This window comes from Streptomyces sp. NPDC101225 (assembly GCF_044767585.1).
In the GTDB taxonomy this organism is placed as follows: domain Bacteria; phylum Actinomycetota; class Actinomycetes; order Streptomycetales; family Streptomycetaceae; genus Streptomyces.
This window is the reverse complement of sequence record NZ_JBIWOE010000004.1, coordinates 90,446-107,379: the sequence shown is the minus strand read 5'-3', so window position 1 is coordinate 107,379 and position 16,934 is coordinate 90,446. Positions and strand designations below refer to the sequence as shown.

General features: G+C 72.2%; 17 protein-coding genes and 1 pseudogene. 8 read left to right on the top strand and 10 right to left on the bottom strand.

Going from position 1 to position 16,934, the window contains the following annotated elements; genetic code table 11:
• Positions 1-233: 233 nt before the first annotated feature.
• The 5 genes from ACIRPX_RS07315 (at position 234) to ACIRPX_RS07295 (ending at position 6,847) form a co-directional block, all read left to right on the top strand.
• The gene (locus tag ACIRPX_RS07315) at positions 234-1,421 is read left to right on the top strand and encodes a flavin-containing monooxygenase (protein ID WP_404189539.1); all 1,188 of its coding nucleotides are present in this window, start codon (positions 234-236) and stop codon (positions 1,419-1,421) included.
• Positions 1,422-1,567: 146 nt separating this feature from the next.
• The gene (locus tag ACIRPX_RS07310) at positions 1,568-3,073 is read left to right on the top strand and encodes a flavin monoamine oxidase family protein (RefSeq protein ID WP_404189537.1); all 1,506 of its coding nucleotides are present in this window, start codon (positions 1,568-1,570) and stop codon (positions 3,071-3,073) included.
• Between the two features lie 103 nt (positions 3,074-3,176).
• On the top strand, positions 3,177-5,402 hold the full coding sequence (locus ACIRPX_RS07305; protein WP_404189534.1) for an acetate--CoA ligase family protein: 2,226 nt from the start codon (positions 3,177-3,179) through the stop codon (positions 5,400-5,402).
• Positions 5,393-6,193 (top strand): enoyl-CoA hydratase/isomerase family protein, encoded by an 801-nt coding sequence (locus ACIRPX_RS07300; protein ID WP_404189531.1) that lies wholly within the window; start codon positions 5,393-5,395, stop codon positions 6,191-6,193. The genes ACIRPX_RS07305 and ACIRPX_RS07300 overlap by 10 nt, the downstream gene beginning before the upstream one ends.
• 42 nt (positions 6,194-6,235) lie before the next feature.
• On the top strand, positions 6,236-6,847 hold the full coding sequence (locus ACIRPX_RS07295; RefSeq protein WP_404190245.1) for a flavin reductase family protein: 612 nt from the start codon (positions 6,236-6,238) through the stop codon (positions 6,845-6,847).
• A 98-nt stretch (positions 6,848-6,945) separates the two neighbouring features.
• Here the strand turns inward: ACIRPX_RS07295 and ACIRPX_RS07290 are convergent, their stop codons facing one another.
• The 4 genes and pseudogenes from ACIRPX_RS07290 to ACIRPX_RS07275 all read right to left on the bottom strand — a co-directional run bounded on the left by ACIRPX_RS07290 (position 6,946) and on the right by ACIRPX_RS07275 (position 8,152).
• On the bottom strand, positions 6,946-7,278 hold the full coding sequence (locus tag ACIRPX_RS07290) for an isochorismatase family protein (RefSeq protein WP_404190242.1): 333 nt from the start codon (positions 7,276-7,278) through the stop codon (positions 6,946-6,948).
• A gap of 103 nt (positions 7,279-7,381) precedes the next feature.
• Positions 7,382-7,571 (bottom strand): annotated as a pseudogene (locus tag ACIRPX_RS07285) (IS5/IS1182 family transposase); the annotation flags it as partial.
• Positions 7,572-7,652: 81 nt separating this feature from the next.
• Entirely contained in the window at positions 7,653-7,928 is a 276-nt protein-coding gene (locus tag ACIRPX_RS07280; protein ID WP_404189527.1) for a GntR family transcriptional regulator, read from the bottom strand.
• Positions 7,871-8,152: a GntR family transcriptional regulator gene (locus ACIRPX_RS07275; protein ID WP_404189524.1), complete on the bottom strand. Its 282-nt coding sequence runs from the start codon at positions 8,150-8,152 to the stop codon at positions 7,871-7,873. The genes ACIRPX_RS07280 and ACIRPX_RS07275 overlap by 58 nt, the downstream gene beginning before the upstream one ends.
• Positions 8,153-8,508: 356 nt before the next feature.
• Between ACIRPX_RS07275 and ACIRPX_RS07270 the strand changes: the two genes are divergently transcribed.
• Entirely contained in the window at positions 8,509-8,766 is a 258-nt protein-coding gene (locus ACIRPX_RS07270) for a hypothetical protein (RefSeq protein WP_404189522.1), read from the top strand.
• Between the two features lie 87 nt (positions 8,767-8,853).
• Here ACIRPX_RS07270 and ACIRPX_RS07265 read toward each other — a convergent pair whose 3' ends face one another.
• Positions 8,854-9,435, bottom strand: a complete 582-nt coding sequence (locus tag ACIRPX_RS07265; protein WP_404189519.1) for a class I SAM-dependent methyltransferase — start codon at positions 9,433-9,435, stop codon at positions 8,854-8,856.
• Between the two features lie 131 nt (positions 9,436-9,566).
• The gene (locus ACIRPX_RS07260) at positions 9,567-9,890 is read right to left on the bottom strand and encodes a hypothetical protein (RefSeq protein ID WP_404189516.1); all 324 of its coding nucleotides are present in this window, start codon (positions 9,888-9,890) and stop codon (positions 9,567-9,569) included.
• A 494-nt stretch (positions 9,891-10,384) separates the two neighbouring features.
• Here ACIRPX_RS07260 and ACIRPX_RS07255 point away from each other — a divergent pair, with 494 nt between their 5' ends.
• Positions 10,385-11,158 carry a helix-turn-helix domain-containing protein gene (locus tag ACIRPX_RS07255; RefSeq protein WP_404189513.1) on the top strand — a complete coding sequence of 258 codons (774 nt, stop codon included), beginning with the start codon at positions 10,385-10,387 and terminating at the stop codon, positions 11,156-11,158.
• Positions 11,159-11,280: 122 nt separating this feature from the next.
• Here ACIRPX_RS07255 and ACIRPX_RS07250 read toward each other — a convergent pair whose 3' ends face one another.
• Complete coding sequence (locus tag ACIRPX_RS07250; RefSeq protein WP_404189511.1) at positions 11,281-12,621, bottom strand: MFS transporter; 1,341 nt, start codon at positions 12,619-12,621, stop codon at positions 11,281-11,283.
• Between the two features lie 83 nt (positions 12,622-12,704).
• Here ACIRPX_RS07250 and ACIRPX_RS07245 point away from each other — a divergent pair, with 83 nt between their 5' ends.
• Positions 12,705-13,700: a GlxA family transcriptional regulator gene (locus ACIRPX_RS07245; protein WP_404189508.1), complete on the top strand. Its 996-nt coding sequence runs from the start codon at positions 12,705-12,707 to the stop codon at positions 13,698-13,700.
• Here the strand turns inward: ACIRPX_RS07245 and ACIRPX_RS07240 are convergent.
• From ACIRPX_RS07240 to ACIRPX_RS07230, 3 genes are all read right to left on the bottom strand, one after another.
• Positions 13,690-14,739: a Zn-dependent alcohol dehydrogenase gene (locus tag ACIRPX_RS07240; RefSeq protein WP_404189506.1), complete on the bottom strand. Its 1,050-nt coding sequence runs from the start codon at positions 14,737-14,739 to the stop codon at positions 13,690-13,692. The genes ACIRPX_RS07245 and ACIRPX_RS07240 overlap by 11 nt on opposite strands.
• A complete protein-coding gene (locus tag ACIRPX_RS07235) occupies positions 14,739-15,890 on the bottom strand; it encodes an acyl-CoA dehydrogenase family protein (RefSeq protein WP_404189503.1) in 1,152 nt (383 codons plus the stop codon). The genes ACIRPX_RS07240 and ACIRPX_RS07235 overlap by 1 nt, the downstream gene beginning before the upstream one ends.
• Positions 15,891-16,000: 110 nt before the next feature.
• The gene (locus ACIRPX_RS07230; protein WP_404189500.1) at positions 16,001-16,915 is read right to left on the bottom strand and encodes an SDR family NAD(P)-dependent oxidoreductase; all 915 of its coding nucleotides are present in this window, start codon (positions 16,913-16,915) and stop codon (positions 16,001-16,003) included.
• Positions 16,916-16,934: the final 19 nt, after the last annotated feature.

Below are 16,934 nucleotides of genomic sequence, written 5' to 3'. Positions count from 1 at the left end.
CCCCGCGCGTCGGCCGCGCACCCGCGCGCGTCCTCCCGGAATCCCGGCGGACGACCGGCGAGACCGTCCGCCCGCCCCGGCCGGTCCCGGCGACGGCGTGCACCACGTACCACCACAACCAGGTGGCCTACGTCACAAGCCCCACCCACTCCTCCTACACTCGTGATCAATTCGAAACCGATTCCGGGCTTGACCGAGACCCATCAACCCGGTGCGTGATTACGCTCGCGCTCATGGCCGACTCCATACCGTCCCCAACCCCCACGGACCGCCCCGTCTACATCATCGGCGGCGGACCGGCAGGACTCTCCGTGGCGCACACGCTGCGGGTCCGGGGCATACGCGCCGTCGTCCTGGAGAAGTCCGACCACGTGGGTGCGGCCTGGCGGCGCCACTACGACCGGCTCCACCTGCACACCACCCGCCGTCTGTCGGCCCTGCCGGGGCTGCCCATGCCGCGCCGGTTCGGGCGCTGGGTGGCCCGGGACGACATGGTGCGGTACCTGGAGAAGTACGCCGAGGCGCACGCGCTGGAGATCGTCACCGGCGTCGAGGTCTCCCGCGTCGAGCGCTCCCCGGACGGCACCGGCTGGCTGCTGCACGCGACCGGCGGGCGCGCGCTGACCGGCGCCGCCGTGGTCGTCGCCACCGGGCACAACCACACGCCGTACGTCCCGCAGTGGGCGGGACGCGACACCTACAAGGGCGACTTCGTGCACGCCGGGAAGTACCGCAACGCCACGCCCTACGCCGGGCGGGACGTCCTCGTCGTCGGAGCCGGCAACAGCGGCGCCGAGATCGCCGTCGACCTGGTGGAGGGCGGGGCCTCGCGGGTGCGGCTGTCGGTACGGACGGTTCCGCACATCGTGCGGCGGTCCACCGCCGGATGGGCCGCCCAGTACACGGGCGTGATGGTGCGGCGGCTGCCGGCCGGGGTCGTGGACCGGCTGGCGCGGCCGCTGGCGAAGCTGAGCGTGCCCGACCTGACGGAGAAGGGGCTGCCCCGCCCGGACACGGGCCTGTGCACCCGGGCCGGGGAGGGCGCGATCCCGGTGCAGGACGTGGGCCTGATCGACGCCGTGCGCACGGGGAAGGTCGAGGTCGTGGCCGCCGTCGACGGCTTCGAGGGCGGCAAGGTCGTCCTCGCCGACGGCACCCGCGTCGCACCGGACGCCGTCGTCGCCGCCACCGGGTACGCCCGCGCGCTGGAGGGCCTCGTCGGCCATCTCGGCGTGCTCGACGCGAGAGGCAGACCCGTGGTGAACGGCGCCCGCGCCCCGCAGCAGGCCTCCGGGCTCTACTTCACCGGTTTCACCACGCCCATCAGCGGGACGCTGCGCGAAGTGGCGAGGGACGCCGAGAAGATCGCGAAGACCGTCGTGAAGAAGGGCGGGGACAGCCTCTCCCGGCTGCCCGGCTGACGAGGGAACCCCCAACCGCCTTTCCCGGCGCTCCCGTTACGCATGAGCAGGATGTGCCGGGAGCGTTGATGTGTGCCGCCTCACGGGCCAGAATCTGAACACTGCTCACTTTCTGGCCCCACACTCTCCCCACCCGGAGGATGCACGTGGCACGCGAAAGACAGCACAACCCCCGCCCCCTGACCCGGCGTTCACTGCTCGGCGGTGCCGCCGCCGCTGCCGGCGCCGTCACCCTCACCGGCACCGCCGCCGGCCCGGCGGCCGCGGCCGCCTCGCGGACCGTGGACGTCGCGATCGTCGGCGGCGGGCTCGCCGGCCTGACCGCCGCCCGCGACCTGGTGGCCGGCGGGAAGACCGTGGCCGTCCTGGAGGCCCGCGACCGCGTCGGCGGCCGGGTCGTCAACCTGCCGCTGCCGGGCGGCGGCTTCACCGAGGGCGGCGGCGAGTTCATCGGCCCCACCCAGGACCGCATCAAGGCGCTCGCCGACTCGCTCGGCGTGGCGACCTTCCCCACCTACAACGCCGGCAAGAACCTCCTCTACAAGGACGGCACGAGGACCCCGTACGCCACCGACGGCATCCTCGGCTCGGTGCCGCCGGTCGACGCGGCGGGCCTCGCCAACGCCGCGATCGTGCAGGCGTCCCTCGACGACATGGCCAAGCAGATCCCGCCGGACGCCCCCTGGACCGCGCCGAAGGCCGCCGAGTGGGACAAGCAGACCTTCGAGAGCTGGCTGAACGCCCACGCGATCGTCCCCTCGGCGAAGTTCCTGCTGGACGTGGCCTGTACGTCGATCTTCTCCGCGCAGCCCCGCGAACTCTCGCTGCTCTTCGTGCTCTTCTACATCGCCGCGGCCGGCGACGAGTCCCACGTCGGCACCCTGGAGCGCCTGACCGACACCGCGAACGGCGCCCAGGAGTCCCGCTTCGTCGGCGGCTCCCAGCAGGTGCCCCTCAAGCTGGCCGCCGCCCTCGGCGACCGGGTGGTGCTGAGCGCGCCGGTGCGCTCGGTCGAGCGGTCCGGCGCCACCTACCTCGTCACGGCCGACGGCATCACGGTGACCGCGAAGAAGGTGGTCGTCGCCGTGCCGCCGCCGCTCGCGGCCCGCATCTCCTACGATCCCCTGCTCCCGGCCGCCCGCGACCAGATGAGCCAGCGGCTGCCGATGGGCTCCATCGGCAAGGCGATCGCCGTCTACGACAGCCCCTTCTGGCGGGCCGACGGCCTCAACGGCCAGGTCGTCAGCGACTCCGGCGTGGTCCGCTCGACCTTCGACAACTCCCCGCCGGACGCCTCCTACGGTGCCCTGATGGGCTTCATCGAGGCCGACGAGATGCGCGCCCACGACGCCGCGAGCACCGACGAGGTCAAGGCGGCCGTGCTGAAGGACTACGCCACCTACTTCGGCGACAAGGCCAAGTCGCCGACCGCCTTCGTCCTGCAGCGCTGGGACAACGAGGGCTTCTCCCGTGGCGGCCCGGTCGCCTACGCGCCCCCCGGGGTGCTCACCGAGTACGGCGCGTCCCTGCGCAGGCCGGTCGGCGGCATCCACTGGGCGGGCACCGAGACCTCCACCCACTGGAACGGCTACATGGACGGAGCGGTGCGCTCGGGCGAGCGGGTGGCGCAGGAGGTGCTGGCGGAGTTGTAGCGGGCCGCGACCATTTGGGAACCGACCCGTTCCTGACTGGGCGTCAGTTCAGTAATCTGACAGTGCGTCAGTTATTTGCTGTCACACAGGAGCGGGCGGACCGATGCTTGGATCAACCCACGGCACCCTCACCACCGACTCCCGCCGGGCCCGGGTCATCGCCTGCGGCGAGCAACCCGGGCCCGCCGTCCACGGCCGGCCCGCGGACGTCGACGACCTCGACGTCGGCGGGCGGCCGCTGTACGCCGACGTACCCGACCTGGACCGGTTCTTCCGCCCCGAGTCCGTCGCCGTGATCGGCGCCTCGGACACCGAGGGGCGGCCCAACACCGGCATCACCCGCCAGCTGGTGGCGTGGGCGGAGCGCGTCGGGGCGCGGCTGCACCCCGTGCACCCCGCCCGCCCGTCCGTCTTCGGCATCCCCTGCTCCCGCTCGGTCGCCGACCTGCCCGAACCGGTCGACCTCGCCGTCCTGCTGCTCGCCGACCCCTTCGCCGTGATCGAGGAGCTGGCCGAGGCCAAGGTGAAGTTCGCGGTCGTCTTCGCCTCGGGCTTCGCCGAGACCGGCGCCGAGGGCGCGGCCGCGCAGGAGCGGCTCGCCGCGGCGGTGGCCCGGTCCGGGATGCGGCTGCTGGGGCCCAACACCAACCTCAACGCCTTCGAGCGGTTCCGGGACGACCTCGACGGGCCGGCCATCGCGCTGATCACCCAGTCGGGGCACCAGGGCCGCCCCGTCTTCTCCCTCCAGGAGCTCGGCATCCGCCTCTCCCACTGGGCGCCCACCGGCAACGAGGCCGACCTGGAGACCGCCGACTTCATCTCCTACTTCGCCGAGCGGCCCGAGGTCGGCGCCATCGCCTGCTACGTGGAGGGGCTGAAGGACGGCCGGTCGTTCCTGCTCGCCGCCGACCGGGCCGCGCGGCGCAAGGTGCCCGTCGTCGCGGTCAAGGTGGGCCGCACCGGGACCGGCGCCCGCACGGCCGCCTCCCACACCGGCAAGCTGACCGGCTCGGACACGGTGGTGGACGCGGCGATGCGGCAGTTCGGGGTGATCCGGGTGGACGGGCTGGACGAACTCCAGGACACCGCCGCCCTGCTGGCCCGCGCCCGCCCGCCGCGCGCCGAGGGTGTCGTCGTCTACTCCATCTCCGGCGGCACCGGCGCCCACTTCGCCGACCTGGCGACGGAGGCGGGACTGCGGCTGCCGGAGCTCTCCGCGAGCAAGCGGGCCGAACTGCACCGGTGGATACCCGAGTACCTGAGCGTGGCCAACCCGGTCGACAACGGCGGGCACCCGGTCGGCGACGAGCGCGGCCGGAAGATCATCGACGCGATCCTCGACGACCCCGAGGTGGGGGTCCTCATCTGCCCGATCACCGGCCCCTTCCCGCCGCTCAGCGACCGTCTGGTGCGGGACCTGGTGGACGCTGCCGAGCGCACGGACAAGCTGGTCTGCGTGGTGTGGGGGTCTCCCGTGGGCACCGAACCCGCCTACCGGGAGGTCCTGCTGGGCTCCTCGCGGGTCGCCACCTTCCGTACCGTCGCGAACTGCATCACCGCGGTGCGCGCCTACCTCGACCATCACCGCTTCGTCACCGGCTACCGCTCGCCCTTCGACGAGGCCCCCCGCGCCACCTCGCCCTCGTTCCGCAAGGCGCAGGCGCTGATGCGCCCGGGCCGGCAGCTCAGCGAGCACGCGGCGAAGCAGCTGCTGCGGGCGTACGGGATCCGCGTCCCGCGCGAGCAGCTGGTGACCAGCGCGGCGGCGGCCGTCCGCGCGGCGAGCCTGGTCGGCTACCCGGTGGTGATGAAGGCGTCCGGCGCGCAGATCGCCCACAAGACCGAGCTGGGGCTGGTGAAGATCGGGCTCACCTCGGCGAGCCAGGTGCGGGACGCCTACCGCGAGTTGACCGACATCGCCCGGCACGAAGGGGTGTCCCTGGACGGCGTCCTCGTCTGCCAGATGGTCGAGCGCGGCGTGGAGATGGTCGTCGGGGTGACGCACGACCGGCTGTTCGGGCCCACGGTCACGGTGGGGCTCGGCGGGGTGCTGGTCGAGGTCCTGCGGGACGTCGCCGTCGGCGTGCCGCCCTTCGGCGAGGACCAGGCCCGGGACATGCTCGGCGGCCTGCGCGGGCGGGCCCTGCTCGACGGGGTGCGCGGCCGCCCGCCCGCCGACCTCGACGCCCTCGTCGAAGTGGTGCTGCGGGTGCAGCGGATGGCGCTGGAGCTCGGGGACGATCTCGCGGAGCTCGACATCAACCCGCTGATGGTGCTGCCCCAGGGGCAGGGAGCCGTGGCCCTGGACGCGCTGGCGGTGTGCCGGTGACCGAGCGGACGTGGGTGCTGCACGCGACCGCGGACCGGGTCGCGTACATCACGCTGAACAGGCCGGAGACCCTCAACGCCCTCACCCCCGGCCAGCGCGACCGGATCATCGCCCTGCTCGCGGACGCCTCGGCCGACCCGGACGTACGGGCCGTCGTCCTCACCGGCACGGGCCGCGGCTTCTGCGCGGGGGCGGACCTGCGGGGCGGTGCCGGCTCGGGCGAGCGGATCGCGGGCGACGTGGCCCGCACCCTGCGTCTGGGCGCGCAGCGGCTGGTCGCCGCCGTCCTCGACTGCGAGAAGCCGGTGCTCGCCGCCGTGAACGGCACGGCGGCGGGCCTCGGCGCCCATCTCGCGCTCGCCTGCGACCTCGTCCTGGCCGCCGAATCGGCCCGCTTCATCGAGGTGTTCGTACGGCGGGGCCTGGTACCGGACGGCGGCGGGGCGTATCTCCTCCCCCGGCTGGTCGGACCGCAGCGGGCGAAGGAGCTGATGTTCTTCGGCGACGCCCTGTGCGCCGCCGACGCCGAACGCCTGGGCCTGGTCAACCGGGTGGTCGCGGACGGGGAGCTGGACAAGACGGCGCGTGAGTGGGCCGGACGGCTGGCCGCCGGGCCGACCCGCGCTCTCGCCCTCACCAAGCAGCTCGTCAACGCCTCGCTCGACTCCGACCGCGCCACCGCCTTCGCCGCGGAGGCGGCCGCGCAGGAGATCAACATGACGACCGAGGACGCCCGGGAGGGCGTACGCAGCTTCGTTCAGCGCACCACCCCCGAGTACCGGGGCCGCTGACCCTTCACATCTGATGGTCCGTCAGCTTCAATGGGAGGCGTGATGGGACACGCAGGGGCGGCCGCGGCAGCCGTCCGCTACCTCAGGTCGGCCGGGGCTCCCCTGCCCGTGGACGCTCTGCCGCGCCCGGAGCTCAGATGCGTCGGCGAGGACGAGCGGGCGCCGGTCGGACCGGCCGAGTTCCGCCGCGTCCTCGGCAGCTTCGCGACGGGCGTCACCGTCGTCACGGCTCCCGCCGCGCCCGGCGAGGACACCCCCGCCGGCTTCGCCTGCCAGTCGTTCTCGTCCCTCTCCCTCGACCCGCCCCTGGTCGCCTTCATGGTCGGCCGTACGTCGACGACCTGGCCGCGGATCGCCCGCGCGGGCGTCTTCTGCGTGAACGTCCTCGCCGGCGACCAGGGCGGGCTGTGCCGCTCCTTCGCGGTGAGCGGCGCGGACAAGTTCGCGGGCGTCGCCCACGACCCGGCCCCCGTCTCCGGCTCCCCGCGCCTGACCGGCGCGCTCGCCTGGATCGACTGCACGATCCACGCGGTGCACACCGGCGGCGACCACCTGATCGTGGTGGGCCGGGTGGACGCGCTGGGCACGGGCGACGCCCCCGACGGACCTCTGCTCTTCCATCAGGGGAGATTCGCGCAACTCGGCGAGGGCTGAGGAGCGACAGAGCCGGACGGACGAGGTCCTGTCCGGCGGATCATGTACGGGCAGGAGGCCGCGGACGGCGATCCCGCCCGCTCATCCGGGCATGTTGCTCAACTCGTCGGCGCGGCATCAAGGCGAATTTGCGCAGCCGACGTGACGGTGATGGAGCGTCCGGCGTACTGGATGGTTGAGAAGGTCGTGTTGTGGTGGGCGATGATTTGAGCGGCCGATGGCGTAGCGCCGGGCGGGCGTGCCGGTGTGGTGTGTCCGTCGGAGACCAGCACGAGGTCGTAGCCACGCGAAAGGGCGCTGCGACTGGCGGAGTCGACGCAGTACTCGGTGGCGAAGCCAGTGACGATCACACGACGCACTGCTCTCTCGTTCAGCAGATCACCGAGTCCGGTGTCGAGGAAGGACCGCGCTGTCCTTGTCCAGCACGGTATCTCCCGGCCGGGGTGCTACCGCCGGATGGACGTCGCTCAGGCCGGCGGGCAGGTCATGGAGCCGTTGTCGCAGGTAGATGACCGGCACGCCAGCGGAGCGAGCCTGCCCGGTGAGGTGGGCGACCCTGCGCAGGCAAGTCTCGACGTGGAAACCGCCCCGGGAGCGCCCGAGTCCTTCGTCGGGACGGTGCTGCCGGGGCGTGCGTCTCATCCCGGCACCCGAGGGACCTCTTGCGTGGGCCAGCCGCGTGCTGATGGGCCCGGCAGGCGGTGGAGTCCACGGACACCATCGACCTCGTTCGCAAGATCTCCACGCCCCATGAGCATGCCAACGGGCCGAAGCGTGAGAAGTCACATGATCCGCCGGACCGGCCCTAGGCGGAGGGTGCCGGGGTTTCCACGGAGGGCGGCAGGGGATCGACCACGAATGCCCCCCGGGCGCGCACAGTCACCGCCAACCCCCGGTCCCGAAGGATGCCCAGAGCACGGCGGACAGTGCCCGGACCGACTCTGCAGTCGTGCGTCATGGTCAGCTCTCCCGCTAGTCGCGTGCCGGGTGGGTACTCGCCGGAACGGATCTTCCGCTCGATGATCACCGCCGGCTGGTCGGAGTTTCGGGCGAAGGCGGCAGAGGGTCGGAGACGAACCATCCGCGCTGGGGTACGGCGTACACCCAGCCTTCATCGGCCGGCAGGCCGAGCCCCCGCCGCACGGTCGTCCGCGCGATCCCGTACCGCTGCACCAACTGGGCCTCACTCGGCAGCATCCTTCCCGGCTGCCAGTCACCGCGCCGGATCTGCGCACGCAGGATCTCGGCGAGTTGCCGATAGGGGGTCAGTGGCGCGCCGTGATCGATCTCAGCCTCGGGGTCCATGAGGTCGACGCTAAGCAACTGGACTGATACGCACTGGCAAACGCCCCGGCGGGAAGGGTGAGAGCTTCCGTGCCGGGGCTCAGCCGACTACACAGGAGTCGACCTAGGCGCAGCCTACTGGCCGCGGTCCTGAGCCTCTTCCTGCCTGCCCGCGGAGCGCACCGCACCGTCGTGCCGCCATGCCGCGCAGCCCATCCGCCCGCCCCCGCTCGTCCGCCCAGGCCGCGCCCCGTCGACGTCATCGCCGTCGACGGCCAGCCCCTGGTCCGGCCGTACGTCGTCGTATGGGAGCGCGAGCGGGACGAAACCGAGCGGCGCCGGGGTGCACCCTCGCCATCGGACCACTAGGTCGCCGTATGAGCGGGCGGCGTCCCCGCAACCTCGGCGTCGACCCCGCCACCGGCAAGGTGGCGTTCGCGATCGCATGCCCCGGCGGTTTCCTTGAGGCGCTGGCCGACGCGCACACCTTGGAGAGCGCGGCCGTCCTGGCGGCCGTCGTCGGTGCCGTACTGGAGGCGGGTGAGGCATCGGACGCCGAACTCGCCTCCCTCGTAACGCCATTGCACGCGGCGCTCGACGAATGCGTCGGCATGACGGCGGCGGACAGGGAGTGACGGCCTAGAGGCAACTCGCCATAGGACGTACGACAACGTACGACGGCACAGTGGGTGTCCAGGGCCCGACCTGGACACCCGGCGGGTTCAGGACGCCGAGGCACGGACCAGCATCGTGCCCACGGTCCCGCCCTCAGGCGGATCGATCAGTGACACGCATACGTCGGAGAAGCCGTGCCGCGTCAGGGTCAGCCCCCACTCGTCCGGGGTGCGGTCGTGCCGCAGTCCGGGTTTGGCAGGGTTGGCCGGCTTGGGTCCCTGACTGCCTGGGGGCAGGTGCGAGAAGGCGAGGATTCCACCCGGCGTCATACGCGAACGGATCAGCGGGAGCAGGGTGTCCGGATCGACGAACCACACGGCACCGAAGATCGAGATGACGACATCGAACGTCTCGTCCGTCTCGTTCAGGAACGTCGTCGCCTCCGCCGCATGGAACTCAAGGCCCGGCAGATCGCCCCAGCGCTCCCGCGCGGCTGTCTCGCGGGCTGGGGCGATGTCCACCCCTTGACCGGTCGCGCCAAGCGTCACGAGGTGCGCGAGGTTACTACCGCTCCCGGAGCCGAGTTCCAGCACCCGGCGTCCGGCCACGGAACCCAGAACGCTCTCGTTCGGGCCGTGATCGGCGTACTGAGTCCAGTTCAGCCAGGTCGTATCGCCCGTGGCGTTCACGGTCCGGCGTGGCTTGCTCGCGACCGCGTACCTGTCCCAGGACTCAGCCAATGACATGCGGTGATCCTTTCCGGCGTGAGGGCCCAGCCCTCAACGTACGGGGTGGGCCCCAACTCACCTGCTGGTCACCACTACTTGGGCGAGTCGTGGCACCCGGCGTGGCACTGGTTGCAGTCGACCGCGTCCTCCATGCCCCACAGGTCGGGGTCGATCTCGAACCCGACCGCCTTGATGGCCTTGATCGTCTGCTCCTGGACGAGCGGGCCGCCGGCCTTGGGATCATGCCCATCCCGCGTCACCTCGTCGTCGGTGACACACAGGACACCTGCCGCCCCCGGAAGCTCCGGCACGTGGTGGATGTACCGACCGAAGTGCCGACTCGTGAAGTGGTGGTACGGGATCGAGTCGAGCATGAACGAGTGCCATGCCTCGTCCACCTGCTCAGACGGACCCATGAGAAGGTCCGGGTTCTCACCGCACGTGACCAGGTAGGCGACGGCCTGCCCGAACTTGGCCTCTGCCAGTTCGCGCGTGTTCTCGGGTTGCGGAGTAGGAGGGCTACCTCCCGCTCCCACACGTCCGGGGTGACGAATGCCTTCGGGTCGCGGATCACTACTGCCGTGCTCATGCTGGCTTGCCTCCACGTAATTGGGGGTTCGTGGTGCTCCGGTCATGTCGCCCACCCGTGCACTTGGGACACAGGCACTGCGGCATCAGGCCTGTAGCGAGGGGTTCCCCGCCCTCACCCGCATGCAGGGTTCGTGGCTCGGTCTGAGTGCCGTCGGCTCTCACCGTGTAAGCGCTGATGCGGATCGACATGACGACCATGTTGCGGATCGGTCTTGGCCATTGCGGCGACGTTCACGGCGTCCCTCGGGCGTCATGTCGGCGTCACCCCGAGGGCGTCAAACCGGTGTCATTAGAGGCGTGAAGTGGCTACCCTCGGATCATGGCGACTGCGGCCGAGCGTGAGCGAATCCCCAATGACGTGCTGACCTCCGTACGCAAGTCGATGAACCTGAGCCAAGACGAGTTTGCCCAGGGCCTACGTGGCGCGGGCCAGGAGCTGGGGGAGCCGAACGACGCTTCCAAGCGACTCGTGCAACGCTGGGAGTCCGGCGAGACCAGGACATGCCGCCCGCTGTATGCGCGGGCACTGAAGCGGTTCACCGGCCGTGCCCCCGAGTCGCTGGGGTTCGCGATCCCGATGGCACGCGTCCACTCGGACGGGGCAGGAGGCCACGACATGGAGGCTGGGGAAATCGGCACAGCTGACGCTGCCACGAGCCCGGAGCCAGAGCCGCAGATCGAGTACGCGGGCATCTGGTTGTCCCGGTACGAGTTCTACTCGTCGAGCCGTGACGAGACGTTCGACTGCAAGCACCACGTCGTGATCGTCCAGCACGGCAACCGGCTGACAGCGCAGAGCCTGCCCGGAGCATCGACCAACCCGGACAGCCCGTTGTCTCTGGATCTCACCGTTGACCGGAACGTCGTCACCGGTACGTGGACCGAACAGACGGCGGCTGACGGGTACTACCAGGGCGCCCGGTACCACGGTGCGATTCAGCTACTCATCGAGCCGACAGGCCGGCGTATGGCGGGCAAGTGGGTCGGGTTCGGCAAGGACTTCGACGTGAACACGGGCCCGTGGGAGCTGCGCCTTCTCGACCGATCAACCGGCCGCGCGAGCATCGAGCGCCACTCGACCAGACCGCAGTGAGGGATCGGGCACTCGCCTAACAACAGCGGCAGCCGCCGACTCTGAACACTTAGGCCTACGGTCCTGAGGACTGTAGGCCTAACTGTTGTGCGGGCGTACGGCGCCGGTCGGCTTCCCCTGAGCTAGCCCGCCGTCGCGAGCGCCCCTACGGGGGAGGCCGGCCTGCGCCGGATCAGCAGTGCCATCAGCGCCGCCGCCGCGCACAGGGCCCCGGAGGCGTACCAGACCATGTCGTAGGAGCCGAAGACGTCGCGCGCCATGCCGCCGAGGAAGGCCACGAGCGCGGCGCCGACCTGGTGGGAGGCGAGGACCCAGCCGAAGACGATGGCGCTGTCGTCGCCGAACTGCTCGCGGCACAGGGCGACCGTCGGCGGGACGGTGGCGACCCAGTCGAGGCCGTAGAAGACGATGAAGAACAGCATCGGCGGGTGGACGGAGGGCGCCAGCAGCATCGGCAGGAACAGCAGCGAGATGCCGCGCAGGGCGTAGTAGACGGCCAGCAGGCGGCGCGGTTCGAAGCGGTCGGTGAACCAGCCGGAGGCGATCGTGCCGACGACGTCGAAGACGCCGATGACCGCGAGCAGCGAGGCCGCCGCCGTGACGGGCATGCCGTGGTCGTGGGCGGCGGGCACGAAGTGGGTCTGGATCAGGCCGTTGGTGGAGGCACCGCAGATGGCGAAGGTGCCGGCCAGCAGCCAGAAGGTGCCGGTGCGGGAGGCCGTCAGCAGGACGGTGACCGCCCGGCGTGCGGCTCCGCGGGCGGGCGGGGGCTTCGGCACGAACTCCTCGGCGCCGTACGGCTTCAGGCCCACGTCGGCCGGGTGGTCGCGCAGCAGCAGCCAGACGAAGGGGACCACCGCGAGGGCGGCGAGGGCCACCGTGACGGCCGCGGGCCGCCAGTCGTGCGTCTCCACGATCCAGGACAGCACGGGCAGGAAGATCAGCTGACCGGAGGCCGAGGCGGCGGTGAGGATGCCCGTCACCAGGCCCCGGCGCTCGGTGAACCAGCGGTTGGTGACCGTGGCGGCGAAGGCCAGGGCCATCGAGCCGCTGCCCAGGCCCACCAGCAGGCCCCAGCAGAGGATCAACTGCCAGGCCGCCGTCATCCACACCGTCAGTCCGGAGCCGGCCGCGATCACGGTCAGGGCCACGGCGACGACCTTGCGGATGCCGAAGCGGTCCATCAGCGCCGCCGCGAAGGGGGCGGTGAGGCCGTAGAGCGCGAGGTTGACGGAGACGGCCGCGCCGATGGTGCCGTGCGACCAGCCGAACTCCCGGTGCAGCGGGTCGATCAGCAGCCCGGGAAGCGAACGGAAGGCGGCGGCGCCGATGATCGTCACGAAGGTGACGGCGGCGACGAACCACGCCATGTGCGGCGACACTCCGCGGCCGCGCCACCGGCGCGGCCTCCTGGGGGCCGGAGTGTCCTCTGCGGCGGCCGCGGCCTGGGTTGTCTGGGTCACGACATAGAGCATCCAGGCCCGGACCGGCCGCAACCACTGGCCCGAAGGACAGCATTCGTTAGGATCGGGCCATGGACAGGGTCATGGATACGGCCACGGAGTGCCGCCCGCACCGCGTCGTCGTCCTCGCCATGGACGGGCTGCTCCCCTTCGAGCTGGGCATCCCGCACCGCATCTTCGGGCGCCCGAAGGACGCCCTGGGGCGGCGGCTGTACGAGGTCATGACCTGCTCGATCCGGCCGCCGGGCCCGGTGCGGACCGACGCCGACTTCTCGATCGCGGTCGAGCACGGCCCGGAGCTGCTGGCCACCGCCGACACCGTCGTCGTCCCCGCGTCGTACGAACTCGGCCCGGTCTTCGAGGAGGGCGTCCTCACCGCCGAGCTGGCCGCCGCCCTCGCCCACATCCGGCCCGGCACCCGGCTCGCCTCGATCTGCACCGGCGTGTTCGTCCTCGCCGCCGCGGGCTATCTGGACGGCCGGCGGGCGACGACGCACTGGGCGGAGACCGACCAGCTCCGGCGCCTCTTCCCGAAGATCGACGTCGACCCGGACGTACTGTTCGTCGACGACGGCGACATCCTGACCTCCGCGGGCGTCGCGGCCGGCCTCGACCTGTGCCTGCACATGGTGCGCCGGGACCACGGGGCGGCGGTCGCCAACGAGGTGGCCCGCCGCACGGTCGTGCCGCCGCACCGGGACGGCGGGCAGGCGCAGTACATCGAACGCCCGGTGCCCGAGCCCCAGCTGGCCACCACCACCGCCGCCCGCGCCTGGGCCCTGGGCCGCCTGCACGAGCCGATCCAGCTGCGCGACATGGCCGCCCAGGAGTCCATGTCCGTGCGCACCTTCACGCGCCGTTTCCGCGAGGAGGCCGGCGTCAGCCCCGGGCAGTGGCTGACCCGGCAGCGCGTGGAGCGGGCGCGGCACCTGCTGGAGTCCAGCGACCTGTCCGTGGACCAGGTGGCCCAGCAGGCCGGGTTCGGCACGGCGCAGTCGATGCGGCAGCACCTCCAGGCGGCGCTCGGAGTCACGCCCACCGCCTACCGCCGCACCTTCCGGACCGGCGTCAGAACGTGAGCACCCCGCGCGCGACCCGCCCCGCCTCCGCGTCGGCCCGGGCCTTCGCGAAGTCCTCGACGGGATAGGTCTCCGTCACCAGCTCGTCCAGCAGCAGCCGCCCCGCCCGGTACAGCTCGGCGTACAGGGCGATGTCCCGCTGCGGCCGTGACGACCCGTACCGGCAGCCGAGGATGGACTTGTCGAGGTACATGGAGGAGACGAGGAAGGACGCCTCCGCGGTCGCCGGCGGAACACCGAGCAGCACGGCCTGGCCGTGCCGGTCCAGCAGGTCGACGGCCTGGCGGATCAGCTCCACGCGCCCGACGCACTCGAAGGCGTGGTCGGCCCCCGTCGGCAGGATCTCCCTGACCCCGTCCGTCGACGTCAGGAAGTGCGTCGCCCCGAACTGCCGGGCCACCGCCTCCTTCGCCGGGTTCGCGTCGACGGCGACGACGGTCAGCGCCCCGGCGATCCGCGCGCCCTGGATGACATTGAGCCCCACGCCGCCGGTGCCGATGACGAGGACGGACTCCCCGCGGTCCACCCGCGCCCGGTTGAGCACGGCCCCCACCCCGGTGAGCACCCCGCACCCGATCAGGGCGGCGGACGGCAGCGGGACGTCCTCGGGGATCCGGACGGCCTGCACCGCCTTCACCACGGTCCGCTCCGCGAACGCGGAGCTGGCGGCGAACTGGTGGACCGGCCGCCCGCCGCGCGTGAACGGCCGCCCCGGCCGCCCGATCGCCTGCCGGCACATCGTCGGCCGCCCGCGGTCGCACTCCGCGCACGTACCGCAGCCGGCGAGTGTGGACAGGGCCACATGGTCGCCGGGCGCGACATGCGTCACCCCGGCGCCGACGGCCTCGACCACGCCCGCCCCCTCGTGCCCCAGCACCACCGGGACGGGGAAGGGGATGGTCCCGTCCACCACGGACAGATCGCTGTGGCACAGCCCGGCCGCCGAGATCGCGACCAGCACCTCCCCCGGTCCCGGGTCCCGCACCTCCAGGTCGTCCACGACCTCGACCCGTTTGCCGTCGAACAGCACTCCGCGCATCAGGCGACTCCCTTGGGCTCCCTCGGCAGGCCGAGCACCCGCTCGGCGATGATCGTGCGCTGAACCTGGTCCGAGCCGCCGTAGATGGTGTCGGCCCGGGAGAAGAGGAACAGGTGCTGCGACGCGTCGAGTTCGTACGGCGCCGAGGACGACCAGTCCACCGGCCCGACCGCGGCGGCCGCCCCGCGCGCCTCCACGGCCAGCTCACCGAGCCGCTGATGCCAGCCGCCCCACAGCAGCTTCGCCGCGCTGGGCGCCCCGGCGTCCCCCGAACTCCCCAGCGTCCGCAGGGCGTTCCACCGCATGGCCCGCAGCTCGGCCCACTGCCGCACCAGCCGCTCCCGTACGACGGGGTCGGCGGCGGCCCCCGACGCCACCGCCGCCGCCACGACCCGGCCCAGCTCGGCCGCGAAGCCGATCTGCTGGGCGAGGGTGGACACCCCCCGCTCGAACCCCAGCAGGCTCATCGCGACCTGCCACCCGGCGCCCGGTCCGCCGACGACATGCTCCGCACGCGCCGAAGCCCCGTCGAAGAACACCTCGTTGAAGTCGCTGGTCCCGGTCATCTGCCGGATCGGCCGCACCTCGACGCGCCCGGGCTGGTCCATCGGCACGAGCAGGAAGCTCAGCCCGCGGTGCCGCGTCGATCCGGGCTCGGTCCGCGCCAGCACGAAGCACCAGTCGGCCTCCCGGGCGAGCGAGGTCCAGATCTTCTGCCCGCTGATCCGGTACGTCCCGTCCGGGTCCCGTTCGGCCTTCGTGCGGACCGCGGCGAGATCCGATCCCGCCCCGGGCTCGCTGTACCCCTGGCACCACAGCTCCCGGCCCTCGGCGATCGCCGGCAGGAAGCGCGCCTTCTGCTCGGCCGTCCCGTGCGCCAGCAGGGTCGGCGCCAGCAGGTTCTCCCCGATGTGCCCGGAGCGCGGCGGCGCCGCGGACCGCGCGTACTCCTCGGCCCAGACCACCTGCCGGGTGAGCGAGGCGGTGCGATTGCCGAAGCCGGTCTCCCCCCATCCGATCCCGATCCACCCGTCCTTGCCCAGCGTCCGCTCCCAGTCCCGGCGCCCCACCGGGCCCGGGGCATGCACCCCGAGCCACTCCCGCGCCTCGTCCCGAAAGCGCTCGTCCTCAGCACTGAACCGGAAATCCACCAAGACCCCTTTCGATCGCCGGCCGACCGCACTTCCCAAAGGGGCGCGCGGAACCGCGCGACAAGCCACGACGGACCCGCACCCGCCCCGCGACAGAACCCCGCGGCCCCTCAGGCGTTCGGCCGCTCCCCCCGCACCGCGGCCCGCTCCATCGCCGCCAGCCGCTCAAGTATCGGCATCGGATCGACCCCGACGGACCCCGGCAGGAACTCCGCGATCGACTCCGGCGTCCAGGAACCCCCCTGCGCGAAGGCCGAGCGCAGTTCGTACGGCTGGGCCCACACCGCCAGCTTCGCCCCGGCGATGGTGTACACCTGCCCCGTCACCCCGTGCTCCCTGGCCCGCTCCGACAGCAGGTAGACCACGAGGGCGGCCACGTCCTCCGGCTCGCCCATCTCCGCCAGTTCCGTCGGCACGTTCGCCGACATCCGCGTACGGGCGACGGGCGCCACGGCGTTGGCGGTCACCCCGTACTTGTGCAGGCCCAGCGCCGCGCTCCGCACCAGCGAGATGATCCCGCCCTTGGCCGCGCTGTAGTTGGCCTGGGACACCGACCCCTGGTGGTTGCCGCTGGTGAACCCGACCAGCGTCCCCGACCGCTGCTTCCGCATCACCGCCGAGGCGGCCCGGAACACGGTGAACGTCCCCTTCAGATGCGTGGCGACGACCGGGTCCCACTCCTGCTCGGACATGTTGAACAGCATCCGCTCGCGCAGGATCCCGGCGACGCACACGACCCCGTCGAGCCGCCCGTAGGAGGCCAGTGCGGTGTCCACCACCCGCTGCCCGCCGGCCATCGTGGAGATGTCGTCGGCGACGGCGACCGCCTCACCGCCCGCCGCCTCGATCTCCTTGACGACCGCCTCGGCGATCTCGCTGGTCGGGGAGGCACCGTCGACGCGGACGCCGTAGTCGTTGACGACGACCCGGGCGCCCTCCGCCGCCGCGGCCAGGGCGACCGCCCGCCCGATGCCCCGCCCGGCGCCCGTCACGGCGACGACCTTGCCTGCCAAGAAGTTCCCCACGTCCGGCCCCTTCCCGCGG